Annotated in this window: 14 protein-coding genes and 1 pseudogene; 9 read left to right on the top strand and 6 right to left on the bottom strand. The window is 66.2% G+C overall.

Annotated features, from left to right (window positions below):
* Positions 1-45 precede the first annotated feature (45 nt).
* The 6 genes from V3B48_RS13095 to V3B48_RS13070 all read right to left on the bottom strand — a co-directional run bounded on the left by V3B48_RS13095 (position 46) and on the right by V3B48_RS13070 (position 6125).
* Positions 46-375 carry a hypothetical protein gene (locus V3B48_RS13095; protein ID WP_285302900.1) on the bottom strand — a complete coding sequence of 110 codons (330 nt, stop codon included), beginning with the start codon at positions 373-375 and terminating at the stop codon, positions 46-48.
* 110 nt (positions 376-485) lie between these two features.
* Positions 486-1787: an amino acid permease gene (locus tag V3B48_RS13090; protein ID WP_043400011.1), complete on the bottom strand. Its 1302-nt coding sequence runs from the start codon at positions 1785-1787 to the stop codon at positions 486-488.
* Complete coding sequence (locus tag V3B48_RS13085) at positions 1784-2545, bottom strand: L,D-transpeptidase family protein (protein ID WP_032130381.1); 762 nt, start codon at positions 2543-2545, stop codon at positions 1784-1786. The genes V3B48_RS13090 and V3B48_RS13085 overlap by 4 nt, the downstream gene beginning before the upstream one ends.
* Before the next feature lie 15 nt (positions 2546-2560).
* Complete coding sequence (locus V3B48_RS13080; RefSeq protein ID WP_032130382.1) at positions 2561-3409, bottom strand: MurR/RpiR family transcriptional regulator; 849 nt, start codon at positions 3407-3409, stop codon at positions 2561-2563.
* Positions 3410-3593: 184 nt separating this feature from the next.
* Entirely contained in the window at positions 3594-4688 is a 1095-nt protein-coding gene (locus V3B48_RS13075; protein ID WP_293796344.1) for a dipeptide epimerase, read from the bottom strand.
* Positions 4689-6125, bottom strand: a complete 1437-nt coding sequence (locus V3B48_RS13070) for an SH3 domain-containing protein (protein ID WP_329893855.1) — start codon at positions 6123-6125, stop codon at positions 4689-4691. It lies immediately after the preceding gene.
* A gap of 132 nt (positions 6126-6257) precedes the next feature.
* Between V3B48_RS13070 and V3B48_RS13065 the strand changes: the two genes are divergently transcribed.
* The 9 genes and pseudogenes from V3B48_RS13065 (at position 6258) to V3B48_RS13025 (ending at position 17223) form a co-directional block, all read left to right on the top strand.
* Positions 6258-7748: a transglutaminase domain-containing protein gene (locus V3B48_RS13065; protein WP_329893854.1), complete on the top strand. Its 1491-nt coding sequence runs from the start codon at positions 6258-6260 to the stop codon at positions 7746-7748.
* Positions 7749-7799: 51 nt separating this feature from the next.
* Positions 7800-10823: a TonB-dependent receptor gene (locus tag V3B48_RS13060; protein ID WP_329893853.1), complete on the top strand. Its 3024-nt coding sequence runs from the start codon at positions 7800-7802 to the stop codon at positions 10821-10823.
* 55 nt (positions 10824-10878) lie between these two features.
* A complete protein-coding gene (locus V3B48_RS13055) occupies positions 10879-12432 on the top strand; it encodes a serine hydrolase (protein ID WP_329893852.1) in 1554 nt (517 codons plus the stop codon).
* The gene (locus tag V3B48_RS13050; protein ID WP_329893850.1) at positions 12365-13078 is read left to right on the top strand and encodes a M15 family metallopeptidase; all 714 of its coding nucleotides are present in this window, start codon (positions 12365-12367) and stop codon (positions 13076-13078) included. Before V3B48_RS13055 ends, V3B48_RS13050 begins: the two co-directional genes overlap by 68 nt.
* A 232-nt stretch (positions 13079-13310) precedes the next feature.
* Positions 13311-13682: a hypothetical protein gene (locus V3B48_RS13045; RefSeq protein ID WP_329893849.1), complete on the top strand. Its 372-nt coding sequence runs from the start codon at positions 13311-13313 to the stop codon at positions 13680-13682.
* Between the two features lie 232 nt (positions 13683-13914).
* Entirely contained in the window at positions 13915-14325 is a 411-nt protein-coding gene (locus tag V3B48_RS13040; protein ID WP_004139214.1) for an EF-hand domain-containing protein, read from the top strand.
* 95 nt (positions 14326-14420) lie between these two features.
* Entirely contained in the window at positions 14421-15173 is a 753-nt protein-coding gene (locus V3B48_RS13035) for an HAD family hydrolase (protein WP_329893848.1), read from the top strand.
* 31 nt (positions 15174-15204) lie between these two features.
* Positions 15205-15660, top strand: a pseudogene (locus tag V3B48_RS13030) (hypothetical protein); the annotation flags it as partial.
* Between the two features lie 198 nt (positions 15661-15858).
* Positions 15859-17223, top strand: a complete 1365-nt coding sequence (locus V3B48_RS13025) for a VOC family protein (protein WP_329893846.1) — start codon at positions 15859-15861, stop codon at positions 17221-17223.
* The last annotated feature ends 74 nt before the right edge of the window (positions 17224-17297 follow it).

Here is a 17297-nt window from a genome sequence, read left to right as displayed (position 1 = left end):
ACGGTAGCGCCGGGCCATGCCCGGCGTTGCCGCATATCGGGTCCGTCAGGGGCCGCGTGCCAGGCGCGGTTCCACCTGCTGCGCTTCCTCCCAGCCACGGCGAACGGCACTGCGTGCCTGCGCCCAGTCCAGGCGGCTGCGGCCGCGTTCACAGGCCCAGCGTGATTCCAGTTCGCCTTCCACTTCCTCGTAGGCGCGGATCATGTCCCGCGCACGTGCGGCGTGGCCGATGCGGTAGGCCGGCTCGTAGTCCTCGAAGAACAGCTGGTCGTCGTAGTACGGCTCGGCCGTGTAGCGTTCGCGCCAGTAGTTACTGACCGCATCGCGCGGTGTGCTGTCGTCCGGTACGCGGCCGGGAATCTGGTACTCGGTCATGGAAGGGCTCCGTTGTGGACGAAACCTGATCGTGCCTGCGAGGCGGTTAACGGCCCGGTCCGGCAGCGTGATCGCCAGATCAATCCGCCGGGCATGGCCCGGCGCTCCGCTCACCCGGCGTCGGCATCCTTGCGCGGCAGCTTGTAGATCACCGCGCCGATGGCAAACGCGACCAGTGCAGCGGCAATGTTCTGCCAGCTCGCACTGGCGAACAGGGCAACACATAGCAGCAGCGCCAATACCGGAATCAGTGGGCCGCCCGGCAGCTTCAACGCACCAGGGCGATCGGCATAGCGCTTGGCCAGCACCAGTACTGCAGCGGCAGTACCGATGTAGGCGAACAGGCGCGTGGTCATCGACAGCAGCGCCAGCTGCACGAACGAACCGGACAGCGCCAGGCCGAGTGCGATCAGGCCCTGGCACAGGATCGATGCGGCCGGCGTATGGAAGCGCGGATGCACCTGCGCCAGGATCTTCGGCCCGTAGCCATCGCGCGCCAGCGCGAACAGGAAGCGCGGGCCCATCATCATCGTGTTGCTGTTGGTGCCGAGGATGGAAATGGTCGCGCCCACGGTCAGGATCAGCGCCAGTGCCTCACCACCGAAGCCTGCGGCGGCGTCGGCCAGCGGCGTGGCCGAACTGGACAGCCCGGCCAGCGTGCCCTGCGCCACCACCTGCACCGCTCCATAGATGACGGTGACGGTGATGATCATGGTGATCAGCGCGAACGGAATATCGCGGCGCGGATTGCGGTACTCGCCCGCAGCTGCCGGGATGTTCTCGAAGCCGGCGTAGGCGTACAGCAGCAGCAAGGCGGCTTCGCCCATGCGCTGCAGGTCATGCGGGTCAGGGCGCTGGCCGGAGAAGGCCAGCTGCGGATCGATGTAGAACGCACCGATGGCCACGAACAGCAGCAGCGGCAGCATCTTGCCGATCACCAGCACCACGCCGGTACGCGCAGCCGAGCGCACGCCGATGATGTTGACGCCGGTGAGGAAGCCCAGCGACACCACGATCACTGCGATGCGGCCCATGCCGGCGCCGGCCCACGGCCAGAAGCGCGCGACCGCATCGGCCAGTGCATTGCTCAATGCGGCCGCCGAGCTGATGCGGGTCAACCAGATCATCCAGCCGATCTCGAACCCGGCGAATCGCCCGAACGCCTCACGGGCATACAGGTAGCTGCCACCGGGTTCATCGAAGTAACTGGCGGCCTGCGCGTAGCAGAGCACCAGCAGGGCAACGACGATGCCGGCGGCGACCACGCCCCACAGGCTGAAGGGGCCGAGCAGGGCGACGGTGGCGGCCGGCAGCAGGTAGATGCCGCTGCCGATCACATCGTTGATCGACAGGCCGACGATCTGCCAGCGGCTGACCGCGCGCTGCAGCTGCGGTTCGTCCTGCGCGCTCAACGGGCGTCTCCGCTCAGTGCGGGCAGCTGCCACTGGGCCTGCAGGCGCGTGTACTCGGCGCGCGGCAGCAGCACGAAGCGCGGCGTATCCTGCGGGCGCAACCAGTCCAGCAGCGCCTGCATGCGTGGCTGCGGCATGGCGGTGCAGCCAGCCGTGGCCTCACCGGGCGCGCGCCACAGATGGGCGAAGATGCAGCTGCCCTTGCCGGGCTGGTTGTCCGGGTTGTGGGCGATGACGAAGCCTTCCTGGTAGCGCACGTCGCCCTGGTTGTGAAGGTCCAGCCGCATCGGCTCGGTGGAGCCCTTGACCGCGGCGCTGCCGACCTTCCTCGCATCGACGATGCGGTTGTAGAACGGTGAACCGGGCACATCCATGCAGTAGCTGCTTTCAAGCATGGGCTGGTAGGCCATCGCGGTGCCGGGGCGGGTGATGGCATAGCCGAAGGCGCTGCCGAGCGCGAACACGCCGGCCGGGCTGCGGCCATCGCCTTCCTGCTTCTGCGGGCCTTCGCCCTGTGCCGGATGCAGGCCCAGGCCCCACGCGCTGCCGGTACGGCCGAGCGCGACCGGGAAGGCCTGCCCGTGCGCGTGCCAGCCCTTGCCGTCGCGTACATAGGCCTGCAGCTGCCCCTGGGTGCTGTCCCAGTTGTCGCTGGTAACCACGATCAGCTGGCGTGCACCATCGAGCGGCGCGGCGTGGACGGACACCGCAGCGGCAAGCAGCAGCGCAGTGGTGGCGAGACGGGCCAGCGATTTCATCAACGTGCGCTCCGGTCAGGAATCCAGCAGGTGGTCGATCCGCTCCAGGTTCACCGCCAGTTGCTGCTGGCGGTCCGGATTGGCGTGGCAGAGCAGCACGAACAGGAAATCGAGCAGCGCGTGCATGGCGCTACGGTACAGCAGCTGCGCGACCTGCGGCGTGCGGTCGTGCGCACACACCACCAGTGTTGCATCAGCATGCGCGCGCAGCGGGTTGGCGGTGTGGCGGGTGATGGAAATCACCTTGCCACCCATGTCCTGGAACTGGCGCGACAACTGCGAAAGCTGGGGCAGGTTGCCGAACTCGGAGAACATCAACAGCACGTCACCCGGGCGTGCCGCCGACAGGTTGGCCAGCATCAGGATCGGGTCGGTATGCGGCACCACCAGCAGCCCGAGCAGGGACAGCCGCATGGCGAACTCACGCGCGTACAGGCCGTCATCACCCAGGCCGTACACGAACAGCTTCGGCGCGCCGTCGATCAGCTGCACGATGCGCTCGATTTCCTCGCGTGGATTGGCCTGGCGGGTTTCCTCTTCGGCTTGTGCCTTGCTGCGACGCAGGGCCTCGCCCAGGCGCAGGTAGTCATCGCCGCTGTCGGGTTCGCTGGGCGCCTGCTGCGGGTCGGCACCGGCGCGAGCCACATCCTGGCCGATCGAGTACTTCAGGTCCGGGTAGCCCTTGAAGCCGAGCTTCTGGCTGAACTTCACCACGCTGGACTGGCTGATGCCCAGAGCGCTGGCCAGCTGCTGGGACGAGTAGTCGCGCAGCAGGTGGGCGTTGTCGAGGATGAAGTCGGCGATGCGACGCTCGATGGCCGACATCTGCCCGCGCTCGGAGCGGATCTTCAGCAGGGGCGGCATGCGGGGAGTCCGGGCATGTGTAGGCGCATTGCGGTTGGTCGCGTAGAGCGTGTCATGGAGTGGGCCGGGCGGGTGCCAGACGCGAGGGGGGTACGGGGTAGAGCAGAAGCAGGAGCATCCACGCATGGCGTGGATCTACCGGGGCGCGGCCCTTGTAGAGTCGAGCCATGCTCGACTGCGCGGTTCAACCCAGCATCTCCAGCCCGCGCACTTCGGTGATGCCCAGCCCCGGCACGTCGCTGATGCTGATCTCCGATTCGTTGAAGTGCACGCCGCCACTGACCGGGTCGAACTGGCCCAGCGAGGGGCCGTCGAGGTCGACCTTGGTGATCACATCGCTCTTGGCCACCGCCAGGTGCACCGCCGCGGCCACGCTGATGCTCGATTCGATCATGCAGCCGATCATGCAGGGCACGCCGTAGATGCCGGCGATGTCGGCAATGCGGATCGCGTTGAACAGGCCGCCGGTCTTCATCAGCTTGATGTTGATGATGTCGGCCGCGCGCTGCTGGATCAGGTCCATCACCTGGCTCGGGCTGAACACGCTTTCGTCGGCCATCACCGGCGTGTTGACGCGGTCGGTCACGTACTTCAGGCCACTGATGTCGGCCGCCTTTACCGGCTGCTCCAGCAGTTCCAGCACCACACCGGCCTCTTCCAGCGTGCGCATCGCATGCACCGCCTGCTTGGCAGTCCAGCCCTGGTTGGCGTCCAGGCGAAGCAGGGCGCGGCCTTCCACGGCGGCGTGGATCGCCTTGACCCGTTCGATGTCCAGACCGATGTCCTTGCCGACCTTGATCTTCAGCGACTCGAAGCCGCGCTCGATCGCCGATAGCGAATCGGCCACCATCTTGTCGATGTAGTCCACGCTGATGGTGATGTCGGTGGTGATCACCGGGTCGCCGCCGCCCAGCATCTGGTACAGCGGCGCGCCATGCAGCTGTGCCCACAAGTCGTACAGCGCGATCTCCACCGCCGCCTTGGCGCTGGTGTTGCGCTCCATCGCGGTCTGCACCAGACCGCACAGGCGATTGAGGTTGGCCACGTCCTGGCCGATCAGGCGCGGCGCGATGAAGTGACGGATCGCTTCGATGATCGAGCCGTGCGTATCGCCGGTGATCACCGCCGTGGCCGGGGCTTCACCGTAGCCGGTGTTGCCCGTGTCGGTGCGGATCAGCACCACCACGTCTTCCACGGTTTCCACCGTGCGCAGGGCAGTCTTGAACGGTGTTTTCAGCGGCACGCGCAGCATGCCCAGTTCGATGGCAGTGATCTTCATTCAGGGGGTCTTGGCACGCAGGCGTTGGATGTTGGTGATGCGGTCGATGTAGCGGACGCTGTCGCTGGCCATCATCGGCTCCAGCGGGGTGACCGAAACACCATTGAGGTGGGCCTGCACGCGCGTGCCGTCAGCACCAAACCAGCTGCCGCCCGCCGTATCGTGGATCACCCAGGTGCGGCCGTCGACGTGGCCGATGGCCATCATCACGTGGCCGGGAATGTAGACCAGATCGCCCACCTGCAGATCGGTGACGGCGCGGTCGCGCACGTCCTTGCCGTCCTTGCCGGTGAACGGTACGCGGTCCAGCGCCGGACTGATCGCCTGAGCACTGGTATTGCGCGGTAGGAGCACGCCGAAGCTGCGGTAGATCTCGGAAACGAAACCGCTGCAGTCGCGGGTGTCGTAGTCGTGGCCCCAGCCGTAGCGCTCGCCGAGGAACTTGAAGGCCTGCTGCAGCAGCAGGCGTGGGGTCAGCGGCAGGTAGGCGGCGGCGGTGTCCTGCGAGCGCGGCAGCAGCGCCGGTACCAGTTTCAACCGGCCATCGGCCTCGCGTACCGGCAGCTGAACCACCCACGCGGCGTGCGCCTGCTGGCCGTTCACCGGCTCTGACGCCGGCCAGTCGGCCAGCACCGGCAGGCGCACGCCCATGTCCAGCTGCAGGCGCGAGACGCGCGGTTCTTCCGGGGTGTAGGCGGTTTGTGCGGTGGCGCCGGTGACGATCCGGTACGGTCCCTTCGCGCCGTAGCCGAGCACGGTGGCTTTGTCGCCGCTGGCGATGGCATCGGCCTCGATCCATGCGCTGTAGCGCTCGCTGTGCACGAACAGCCAGCGGCCGTCGGCGCTACGATGGACCACGGCAACCTTGTCGCCGGGGAACAGCGCCGATTCCTGGAAGCGATCGATGTCGGTGTCGCCGATGCTGCTGAAGACGCGCTCGCGGGTGGGGAAGGTACGCAGTGCGGCGCGCTTCACCACCAGCCCGTATTGCGGTGTCGTCTGCGCGGGAATGGACTGCAGGCCCAGATTGGCTTCAGTCGCGCTGCGCAGTGCCGGCGCAATGGCCTGGCCCTTGTCGTTGTACAGAGTGCGGGTGGGCCAGCTCGACAGCGCGGTGATGCTTGCGCGCACCGCCGCCGCATCCAGCTGGGCTGGCAATGCGGCGATGTCCTGGATGTGGCCGTCCTGTGCCCGCATCCGCGCGTTCTGTGCCTCGATCTGGCTGCGGTCCAGGATCGGCACATCGGCGTTGTCCAGGCGCGCGGTCCAGTACTGCGGGGTGAGGTAGGCCTCGTGCAGGCCGATCACATAGGGCAGCGGCGCGCCCGGGTCGGGCGGCGGGGCCGCCTGTGCAAAGGCCGGTGCGGCCAGCAGGCACAGGGCCAGGGTCAAGCGGCGTGGCCAATGCCGATGCCGTTCGCGGGAAGCCAGGATCATGCGCTGCACACCCTCCTCGAATGCCTGTTGGAATATTTATTCCTTTTGGCATCAAAATCAAGAATAAATTATTGACCGACATCCCGGCCCGTGTTACACAGCCGTTACCACCCGCGCTTGGGAAGTGTCGCTGTGGATCCTGCCGTTCGCAAACTGCGTCTGCCTGCTGCTGCCGGCCTGAGTGCCGCGCTGCTGCTGTGCGCGTGGTCGGCGGGAGCGGAGCCGCCACCCTCGGCCATCCAGTTCGCGCGCGTCGTGCAGATGATCGACGCGGGACGGTTCTTTGAAGCCGGCAGCGAACTGAACACCTGGTCGGCTGCGGACGCGGCGGAGCCTGGCGTCAGTTTCGACGACATCGCGTTCCAGGAAGAGCGCATGCGCCGCATCCGCCTGGATTTTTCCCTCGACGAAGCCGCCACCAAGTCTGCCGTGCGCCGCTGGATTCCCGACCTGACCGACGAGGAATTCGCACGCTGGGACCAGCTTGGACTGATCGAACACCTCGACATCGATGGCACGCGCTGGTACTTCAAGCGCGCACCGTCGAACCTGTTCCTGCTCAGCGACGAGGCACGTGCGCGCCGCCGCGCGGATGCACCGATACCGGCGCCGGGCCCGAACGAGGTGCTCAACGCGCACCACGCGCGCGTGCTTGCCGCAGCGGAACAAAGTGGCCGAGCGTCGGTACTGCCGCAGCGCATTGAATTCACCCAGTCGCTCACGGTGAAAGCTGATGCGGTGCCGGCCGGCGAGACCGTACGCGCCTGGATTCCCTACCCGCGCGAGATACCCGGCCAGCAGGAGCAGGTGCAGTGGCTGGGCAGCACCCCGGGCAAGGCGCGCGTGGCGCCAGCCAGCACCCTGCAGCGCACGGCCTATCTGGAAGCCAAGGCGGTGGCGGGGCAGCCGACGCGCTTCGAGGTCCGCTACGCGGTCACGATCCTGGCCCGGCATACCGCGATCGATCCGGCCAAGGTGCAGCCGACACCGGCCGATCCGGCGCTGAAACCCTACCTGGCCGAGCAGCCGCCGCACGTGCGATTCACGGCGGCACTGAAGCTGTTCTCCGACCAGGTGCTGCAGGGGGAAACCCGCCCGTATGAAGTGGTGCGCAAGCTGTTTGCTGCCGTGGATCGCATTCCATGGGCCGGTGCGCGCGAATACTCCACGATCAGCAACATCAGCGATTACGCGCTGCGTGCCGGACATGCCGACTGCGGCCAGCAGACGCTGTTGCTGATCGCGCTGCTGCGCATGAACGGCATTCCCGCGCGCTGGCAGTCGGGCATGGTGTTCTCCGACGATGGCAGCGGCTACAACAACCTGCATGACTGGGGGCAGGTCTACCTGGCGCCGTATGGCTGGCTGCCGATGGATGTGACCACCGGCGCGCTGGCCAGCGACGTGCCTGCCCTGCGCGATTTCTACCTGGGTGGCCTCGACGGCTACCGCATCGCCTTCAACGACGATTTCGGCCAGGCCCTGGTGCCGGCCAAGCAGCACTTCCGCTCGGAAACGGTCGACTCGCAGCGCGGCGAGGCCGAGTGGTCAGGCGGCAACCTGTACTTCGACCAATGGAACTACGACTTCCAGTGGCGGGTACTGCCAGCCGGGCAACGCTAGCGCGACACATCGCATTCCACACCATTCAATTCTTGCAGGAGAGAGCAGGGGATGAAGGCTTACAGCATCAAGCGGGCGGCGTTGTGCGTCGCCCTCGGGGCGTGTCTGGGCGTGATGCTGCCCGGCACCGCAATGGCGCAGAACGTGAGCGGCGCGGTGGCGGGCCGTGCCACCGCCGGTGATCAGGTGACCGTGGTCAGCAACAGCACGGGCCTGACCCGCTCTGTCACGGTCGGTGCCGATGGCAGCTATCGCCTTGGCCAGCTACCGGTGGGCGACTACCAGTTGCAGCTCAGCCGTGATGGCCAGAAGCTGGGTGATCAGGTTGCTGTCAGCGTCGCGATCGGCGGCACCACCACGGTCAATCTGGCAAGCGGCGGCGGCGTCACCAATCTCGATGCACTGCAGGTGGTCGGCACACGCGTGGTCAATCGCGTGGATGTCTATTCCACCGAAACATCCTTCAACATCAATCGACAGGAAATCTCGCGCCTTCCTGTGGCGCAGGACCTGTCTGCGGTCGCACTGATGGCGCCTGGCGTGGTCGGCGGCAACTCGTCCTTTGGTGGCTTGTCCTTCGCCGGCTCGTCGGTGGCTGAAAATGCCGTCTTCATCAATGGCCTGAATGTCACCGACATGTACACCCGTCGCGGCTTCAGTACCGCGCCGTTCGCCTTCTTCAAGGAGTTTCAGGTCAAGACCGGCGGATACTCGGTCGAGTTCGGCCGCTCCACCGGTGGCGTGATCAATGCGGTGACCCGTTCGGGCAGCAACGAGTTCGAAGGCGGCGTGGAAGTCACCGCTGAACCCAGTGCATGGCGCTCCAGCGGCGGCGACCACTTCCATCGTGATGGAACCCCGCATTCGTATGGCAGCCGCGACAACAACTCGTTCCTGAAGACCAACGTGTGGGGCTCCGGTCCGATCATCAAGGACAAGCTGTTCCTGTTCGCGATGTATGAAGACCGCAGTGACAAAGGGCACAACACCTCGTCCGATGGCAGTACCTGGTTCAAGAATGATTCCGGCAACGGCTTCTGGGGCACCAAGCTGGACTGGAACATCAACGACAACCACAGCCTGGCGCTGCTGGCGTTCTCCGACGAAGGTGACGTCACCAACGCCTCGTATGGCTACAACTGGAACGCAGACCAGCTCGGTGCATGGGGCGGTGATTCGGTCACCGAGACGGGTGGTCGCAACTGGTCGGCCACCTATACCGGCCACTTCGGCCAGAACTTCACCGCCCGCGCCATGGTCGGCCAGAACAACCAGCGTGCGTTCACCAATTCGTCGCTGGATCAGGCGTGCAGCCCGGTGTTCACCGACAGCACCTACGGCCCGCGCCTGGGCAAGCTGCAGGGCCTGCGCGCAGGCTGCCACCCCACCGGCACGGCAGTGGCCGAGCGTGACGATACCCGTGACGTGGCGCGACTGGACTTCGAATGGCAGCTGGGTGATCACCTGCTACGCTTCGGTGTCGACCGTGAGCTGATGACCACAAAGCAGTCCACCCGCTACCCCGGTCCGACCGAGTTGAGCTACACGGCCTACGTAGCGCGACCTGGCGACGAAGTCTGGGACGGTGCCAATGCCTACGTGCCAGCAGGCGTTACCGAAATGCTGCGTGCGCGCAACCGCAAGTCGGGAGGCACGTTCGAGACTGAAGCCAATGCCTTCTACGTGGAAGACATCTGGAACATCACTCCGAACCTGATGCTCAACCTCGGCGTGCGCTGGGACCGTTTCGAAAACCGCACCGCCGCCGGCAAGGCGTTCATCAAGATGGACGACCTGGTCGCGCCGCGTGTGGGCTTCTCGTGGGACATGCGCGGTGATGGCAGCACCAAGCTCTTCGGCAACGCCGGCCGCCACTACCTGCCGGTTACCAACAACATCAACGTGAACTTCGCCGGTGGTCTCACCGACGAATACAGCTATTACGTGCTCAACGGCTGGGAGCAGAAGACCTCGCCGACCGGCTCGCCGTACATGGCACCGATCGTCGGCCAGCAGATCGGGCCGACCGACACCCGCATGAACACCGGTGGTGCCGATCTGCGCCAGAGCGTGGACCGCGACCTGAAGGCGGTCTACCAGGATGAGTACATCCTCGGCTTCCAGAACATGATCAACCAGGCCTGGTCGTGGGGCGTCAATGCTACCTATCGGCGCATGACCCGCGCGCTGGATGACATCCGCATCAACTACACCCCCTGTGGCCCGACCCCGAGCACGCTGTGGCCGATCGCCAACCCGGGTGAGAGCCTGACGATCTGGGGCGACAAGAGCATCGGCTGCGCCAATGAAGGCTGGATCACCATCGACACCGCCAACAGCGGCTATCGAAAGGGCGGCAGTGGCGAGGTGATCGGTTACTCCAAGCCCAAGCGCACCTACAAGGCGCTGGAGTTCCAGATCGACCGTGCATGGGACGAGAAGTGGATGTTCAACGCGTCCTACCTGTGGTCGAAGAGTGAAGGCAACTTCGAAGGACCAGTGAACTCCGATACCAACTACGGTGATACCGGCATGGTCCAGTTCTGGGACCACCCCGCCACCAACGAGCGCTACGGCGTACTGTTCAACGACTTCCGCCACCAGTTCAAGCTGCGAGCTGCGTACGCACTGAACAAGCAATGGTCCTTCGGCACCACGTTGCAGGTGCAGTCCGGTGGCCCGATCACTGCGTATGGCGTGATGTGGCCAAACGACTCCATCGCCGGTGGCAGTACCTCCAGTGAAGGTAGTGGCGGTGGCACCGGTTGGCTGTGCGTGGCCAACTGCTCCGGCCCATACAACCAGCGACAGTTCGAGTACAGTCCGCGCGGCGCGTTCGGTCGCCTGCCATGGACGTGGACCATGGGCGCCAATGTGACGTGGCGTTTGCCGGTGGAAGGCATCGACCTCAGCGCACGGCTGTCGGTCTACAACCTGTTCAACAATCAGAAGACCATCAACGTGCACCAGCGCTATGAAGCGCAGCCCGGCCAGTACCGCGAGGCGACGTTCGCCACCGGGACGCGCTGGCAGGCTCCGCGCTATACACAGTTGGTGGTGACCTGGAATTTCTGAGGCTGCATCCCGTGCCGTCCGTGTGGGCGGCGCGGGCATTGGAAGGGAAGCGTGCATGCATCATCTGCTGATCCTCGCAGCGGCACTGGCCGCACCCTCCGCTTCGGCGGTCGATACCGCATCCATCGATGCCGATGTCGCCGCCGTGGTCCAGCATGAGCACCTGCCCGGGCTGGCCATGGCGGTGGTCGAGAATGGGCACGTGGTCTATCGCCATGCCGAGGGCGCGCGCGGTGATGGCGGCCGCATCGACGAGGACACGCTGTTCAAGATCGCCTCCAACAGCAAGGCGATGACAGGCGCGTTGCTGGCGCGGCTGGTGCAGCAGGGCAAGCTGCGCTGGGATGACCCGGTGCGGCGGCACCTGCCCGGTTTCCGCATGCATGACGCATGGGTGGGCCAGCAGATGCAGGTGCGCGACCTGCTGATCCACAACAGCGGTCTCGGCCTGGGTGCCGGCGACCTGATGCTGTGGCCGGAACCGAACACGTTCACCCGCGCCGACATCATTGCCGGACTGGCGCACTTGAAGCCGGTCAGCAGCTTCCGCAGCCACTATGCCTACGACAACCTGATGTACGTGGTGGCCGGCGAAGTGGCCGCTGCGGCGGGTGGCAAATCGTACGACCAGTTGATGCGCGAGCAGGTGTTTGAACCACTCGGCATGACGCGCTGCCAGGTGGGGGCCTGGTCGGTGAAGCGCGTAGGCAACGTCGCGCAGCCACATGCCTGGCGTCGTGATCGCAATGAGGTGGTGAACGCTGACGGTGCCATCAGCCCGGACCTGCCGTCCATGGCGGCCGGAGGCATCCGCTGTTCGCTGCGCGACATGACGCGCTGGATGCAGGTGCTGCTCGACCCCGCGCTGGTGCCGGACTGGTTGGGCAATGAACAGCGCCGCACGCTGTGGACATTGCATATGCCGATGCCGCTGGGTGAACGCCAGCGGCGCTGGGACAACGCGCATTTCTACGGCTACGGCTATGGCTGGCGCGTGTCTGACATGGATGGGCAGTGGAAGGTGGCACACACCGGCACGCTGTCGGGGATGTACTCGTCGCTGGCGCTGCTGCCCGACCGGAAGGTGGGGGTAGTGATGTTGATCAACGGTGAAGGCGAGGATGCGCGCACAGCCCTGATGCAGGCCGCGCTGAAGCGCTTCACCGCAGCGGACGGTGCGCGGCCTGCGTTGGAGTATCTGGCCGAATTGAAGGCAGACAAGGCAACGCGGGCGGCGACCGGTCATTCGCGGCCGTCCACTGTTGCGGTGCAGGAGACGAGCCGCACGGATCTGCCGCACTGGCAGGGCCGTTACCGCGATCCGTGGCTGGGCCCGGCCTCACTGTGCCCGGGCAAGGACGGCCTGCACTTCAGCGTGGACAAGTCGCCCCGGCTGCAGGCCATGGTGCTGCAGTTGCAGGGGCGTTGGCTGCTGCGCTGGGATACGCTGGGCGAAGACGCACAGGCCTGGCTGCAGCCCGGTGACGGTGCACCGCCCACACTGGACCTGCGTGCCATCGATCCGGACATCGACTTCAGCTATGACTTCCAGGACCTGCATTTCACTCGTACTGGCGACTGCGCTGGCAGCGAGCGCCAGCGCCGCTGAGCCGCCGCGCGTTTCGCCGGCCACCGATGCCGCCAGCGCCGGATTCGTGGAGATCCGCACGTTGTCGCCAGGCATTGAGATGGACATCCGCTACGCCGGTGCGAACAACTTCACCGGCGCGCGCGTGCCGGGTTACGAGGCGCCCTCGTGCTACCTGCTGGCGCCGGTGGCGAAGGCACTGGCACAGGTGGAACAGGACCTGCGCGCGGATGGCTTTGGCCTGCGCCTCTACGACTGCTACCGGCCGGTGCGTTCGGTGCAGGCCTTCATGGCCTGGGTGAACGATCCGCGCGAGCGCTCGCGCAAGGCTTTGCAGTACCCGGATCTGGACAAGCCACGGCTGCTGACCGACGGCTACATCGCCGAGCGCTCCGGCCATAGCCGCGGTGCCACCGTCGACCTCGGTCTGCTCGATTGCCGCAGCGGTACCTGCACGCCGCTGGACATGGGGACGGATTTCGATTTCTTCGGCCCTCGTGCGCACACGCAGACAAGCGGATTGAGCGATGCACAACAGGCCAATCGCAAGCAGCTGGTGCAGGCGATGGCACGCCGTGGTTTCGTCAACTATCCGCAGGAGTGGTGGCACTACACCCTGCAGCCCGAACCGGACCCGGGCACCGCATACGACGTCCCCGTGCGGTAGGGACATCGGCAGAGGGGCGCCGCTGTTGGTAGGTGTCGACCTTGGTCGACACGGTAGATCCACGCCATGCGTGGACGCCTTTCGTTCAATCATCGGAGTACTCGATTTCGATGGAGATTTCGTCCACGCATGGCGTGGATCTACCAGAAACCGGATTGGCGCGATGGCGCGCAGCAGGGCGCCACCCTGCCGATACCCTTACACTGGCCGCCATCCCACCGTTGCCCACCCGATGAACCTTCCCCTGCACTTCGGCCTGCTCGGTACCCTCGAAGCGGGCGCCATCGCCCTGCTGGTCGGGCTGCTGGTGTACTTCCTGTGGTCGCAGCTGTGCCGGCTCCTGCACTGGACGGTCGGCCACGCGATCGGCTGGTCCTGCGTCATCGCCGTGATCATCTCCGCCGGCATCGATGCATGGAAGCTGTTCTACATGGGCATCGTGCGTCTGGAGTCGCCCCTGTATGCGCGCCTGTTCCTCGCCACCATCCACGATCCGAACGAACTCGGCAGCCGCGTAGTGCTGGAAATCGCCGGTGCGCTCGCCGGTGTTGCCCTCGGCTGGGTGGTGTTCAGTTCGCAGTCATCGGCTCAGAACGTCGACTGACGCAGGTTTTTCGTTCGCTGCCGGTTAAATCAGGCAGCGCTGAATGCGCAGCTTATGAGCCACTCACTTCATGCTAACCACCGCGCTAAAGCATGCGCGTAGGCGAGTGGTTAATCGTGCGTGTTGACGCCGGTCGCGAGGCAAAATCGATTCATAAACGCGGTGGCAGGGTAGGTGCCGTGCGGAAACAACACGCCGCGCAACACCACCCAATTGGTAGGAGACACCCCTGATGACTATTCGCAACCGCAAGCCCCTGATCGCCCTGATCGTCGCCGCCGGCAGCGTGCTGGCCATTCCGGCGATGGCCCAGTCGGCCAAGCAGCAGGCCGCGCAGGCACAGAACGAGGCCGCGCAGGCGCAGCAGTCGGCGGCACAGGCAGGGCAGGCGGCTGACCAGGCGACCAACGCGGCCGCAGCGGCTTCGGCACAGGCCAATGGCGGTGGCCAGACCTGGGCCAGCATCGATACCGATGGCAACGGCACCATCAGCAAGACCGAGGCGCAGGTGAACGCTGGCCTCGCTCAGGTGTTCGACCAGGCCGATACCAACAAGGACGGCGAGCTGAGCGCCGATGAGTACAAGGCCTACGTGGCCGCCCAGCAGGCCGGTGCAGGTGCCGGCGCGGCGCAGGGCCGCTGATCCACGCCTGATTCGGGAAGACCGGTGCATGGGGACCCGGGCGGCTGCGGCCGCCCGGGTTTTTATCGTCACCAGCACCCCTGTATCCTTGTGCGATGAACACCCCCACGCCTGCGCCGTCGCGCGCCATCGGCCTGGTCGGTTTTGACGGTGACGATACGCTGTGGAAGAGCGAGGACTACTACCGCAAGGCCGAGCAGGATTATCTTGACCTGCTGTCGCGCTACGTCGACGTGCATGACACGCAGACCGCGCGCCACCTGCTGGAAGTGCAGCAGCGCCACCTGGGCACCTTCGGTTACGGCGTGAAGAGCATGACGCTGTCGATGATCGAAGCGGCCATCGACATCACCGGCCAGCGCATCGAGGCCAAGGACATCCAGCGCATCCTGGATATCGGCCACGACACCCTGCGCCACCCGGTCGACCTGATCGACGGTGTGCGCGAAGCGGTGGCGGCCATCGCCGAGCACTACCCGGTGGTGCTGATCACCAAGGGCGACCTGTTCCACCAGGAAGCGAAGATCAAGGTCGCCAACCTGGCCGAGCTGTTCCCGCGCATCGAGATCGTCTCCGAGAAGGACCCGGAGACCTACGCCCGCGTGCTGGCCGAGTTTGACCTGCCGATGCAGCGCTTCGTGATGGTCGGCAACTCGCTGCGCTCGGACATCGAGCCGGTGGTGACCCTGGGCGGCTGGGGCGTGCATACCCCGTACGCGGTGACCTGGGCCCACGAGACCCAGCACGGCGTGGCTGACGATGAACCGCGCATGGTCACCGCCGATACCGCCCACGATTGGCCGGCCGCACTGGCCGCGATCGAGGCCAAGGCGGCTGCGGCGGCCTGACAGGACCCGGCGGCTGCGGCAGAATCGGGGCATGAACGTCCGACTGCGCGCGCTATTGTTGTCCCTGCTGCTGGTGCCGGCCACCGTGCTGGCCCAGCAGACCGCCGAGCGTTCGGCGGCCTACACGGTGGAAACCGGTGACCGCTGGGTCGATGCCCAGCTGCAGGACATCAACCACTACGCCGAACGCTACCCCGACGCCTTCCTCGACGAAGTGTCGCGCTATGCCGAGGTGCCGCGCGGTTACATCAGCGCGCTGTTCACCACCCATGGCTGGCAGGCCGGGGATATCTACTTCGCCTGCTTCTGGGCCAAGGCCAGCGGCCAGACCTGCCGCGACAGCGTGCGCGCCTTCAGCCAGGACCCGGAGGGCGGCTGGGAGGCGGTGGTGAAGCGCATGCCGACCAAGCCGGACAACCTGCATTACCGCGCCGTGCGCCATGCCATCGTGGCCAGCTACCAGCACTGGGACCGGCCGATCACCCTGCAGCCCACCCTGCCGCGCCACCACCCGCGGTTGTCCCCCCCGCTGGCCGGCAACTGCATCATTCCATGCATCCCGAGGTTGCCGGCCAGCGGCCGGCACTACCGATTTCCTTCATGTTGCTCTGCATATCGCCGCGGCCCCGCGCTCCGGCGACAATACGGGTTCGAGCTGTTCCCCGTTCCCGTAATCGAGTGACTGATGAGCGCCTCTTTCGTTTCGCCTGATGTGATCCGCCGCCTGTTCGCGCAGGCCATGTCCCGCATGTACCGCACCGAAGTGCCGCTGTACGGCACGCTGGTGGAACTGGTGGAGCGGATCAACGCGCAGGTGCTTGACCAGGACCCTGCGCTGGCCGCACAGCTGCAGCGCAACGACGAGCGTGCGCGCCTGGATGAAGAGCGCCACGGCGCGATCCGCGTTGGTACCGTGCAGGAACTGGCCACGCTGCGCCGCCTGTTCGCGGTGATGGGCATGTACCCGGTCGGCTACTACGATCTGTCCGTGGCCGGCGTCCCGGTGCACTCAACCGCGTTCCGCCCGCTCACCGGCGCCGCGCTGGCGCAGAACCCGTTCCGCGTGTTCACCTCGCTTCTGCGCCTGGAGCTGATCGAAGACGAAGCGCTGCGTGCCGAATCGGCGAAGATCCTTGCTCGCCGCCGCATCTTCACCGAGGGCGCACTGGCGCTGATCGAGCAGGCCGAGCGTGACGGTGGCCTGTCGCAGGCCGATGCCGGGCGCTTCGTCGATGAAGCACTGGAAACCTTCCGCTGGCACGGCGATGCCACCGTCGATCTGCCGACCTACCACGCGCTGCACAACGCGCATCGCCTGGTGGCCGACGTGGTCAGTTTCCGTGGCCCGCACATCAACCACCTGACCCCGCGCACGCTGGATATCGACGCGGCGCAGGCGGCGATGATCGAGCATGGCATGGCGGCCAAGGCGGTGATCGAAGGCCCGCCGCGCCGTGCCTGCCCGATCCTGCTGCGGCAGACCAGCTTCAAGGCACTGGAAGAAGCCGTGCAGTTCCCGGACAACGAAGGTGGCGATGCCGGTACGCATACCGCGCGCTTCGGCGAGATCGAACAGCGTGGCCTTGCGCTGACCCCGAAGGGCCGCGCGCTCTACGACCAGCTGCTGTCGCAGGCACGCGATGCCGGTGGCGAAGGCAGCACCGGCGGCGACTACGGCCAGCGCCTGCAGGCGGTGTTCGCCAGCTTCCCGGATGACCATGACACGCTGCGCCAGGAAGGCCTGGGCTATTACCGCTACCAGCTGACCGATGCCGGCCGCGCCGCGCCGGAGCGCGTGGCCGATCTGCCGGCTGAAGTACTGGTGGCCGCAGGCCTGGCCACGGCCGACCCGATCGTCTACGAGGATTTCCTGCCGGTCAGCGCCGCGGGCATCTTCCAGTCGAACCTGGGCGGTGAAGAACAGCGTGCCTATGCCGCGCATGCCAACCGCGAGGCCTTCGAGCAGGCGCTGGGCGTGGCGGTGAATGACGAGTTCGAGATCTACGAGCGGCTGCAGGCCGAATCGCTGGCGGCGCTGCGCACCGCGTGAAGGTAGAGCCGGGCGCGGGGCGGGGGGTGGGGGGGGGCCGGCCCGCGGCGGCGCTCCCCCCGTGCGGGGGGGGG

Origin of the sequence: Stenotrophomonas sp. SMYL20 (assembly GCF_036320045.1) — a bacterium.
Classification (GTDB): domain Bacteria; phylum Pseudomonadota; class Gammaproteobacteria; order Xanthomonadales; family Xanthomonadaceae; genus Stenotrophomonas; species Stenotrophomonas maltophilia_A.
Note: the sequence above shows the minus strand (reverse complement) of the source record. Positions and strands in the feature narration are given on the sequence as shown.

Excerpts from the sequence above, each read along its gene's own strand:
- V3B48_RS13095 (WP_285302900.1), bottom strand. The coding sequence starts at position 375 with ATGACCGAGTACCAGATTCCCGGCCGCGTACCGGACGACAGCACACCG.
- V3B48_RS13085 (WP_032130381.1), bottom strand. The coding sequence starts at position 2,545 with ATGAAATCGCTGGCCCGTCTCGCCACCACTGCGCTGCTGCTTGCCGCT.
- V3B48_RS13080 (WP_032130382.1), bottom strand. The coding sequence starts at position 3,409 with ATGCCGCCCCTGCTGAAGATCCGCTCCGAGCGCGGGCAGATGTCGGCC.
- V3B48_RS13075 (WP_293796344.1), bottom strand. The coding sequence starts at position 4,688 with ATGAAGATCACTGCCATCGAACTGGGCATGCTGCGCGTGCCGCTGAAA.
- V3B48_RS13070 (WP_329893855.1), bottom strand. The coding sequence starts at position 6,125 with ATGATCCTGGCTTCCCGCGAACGGCATCGGCATTGGCCACGCCGCTTG.
- V3B48_RS13060 (WP_329893853.1), top strand. The coding sequence starts at position 7,800 with ATGAAGGCTTACAGCATCAAGCGGGCGGCGTTGTGCGTCGCCCTCGGG.
- V3B48_RS13055 (WP_329893852.1), top strand. The coding sequence starts at position 10,879 with ATGCATCATCTGCTGATCCTCGCAGCGGCACTGGCCGCACCCTCCGCT.
- V3B48_RS13050 (WP_329893850.1), top strand. The coding sequence starts at position 12,365 with ATGACTTCCAGGACCTGCATTTCACTCGTACTGGCGACTGCGCTGGCA.
- V3B48_RS13045 (WP_329893849.1), top strand. The coding sequence starts at position 13,311 with ATGAACCTTCCCCTGCACTTCGGCCTGCTCGGTACCCTCGAAGCGGGC.
- V3B48_RS13040 (WP_004139214.1), top strand. The coding sequence starts at position 13,915 with ATGACTATTCGCAACCGCAAGCCCCTGATCGCCCTGATCGTCGCCGCC.
- V3B48_RS13035 (WP_329893848.1), top strand. The coding sequence starts at position 14,421 with ATGAACACCCCCACGCCTGCGCCGTCGCGCGCCATCGGCCTGGTCGGT.
- V3B48_RS13025 (WP_329893846.1), top strand. The coding sequence starts at position 15,859 with ATGAGCGCCTCTTTCGTTTCGCCTGATGTGATCCGCCGCCTGTTCGCG.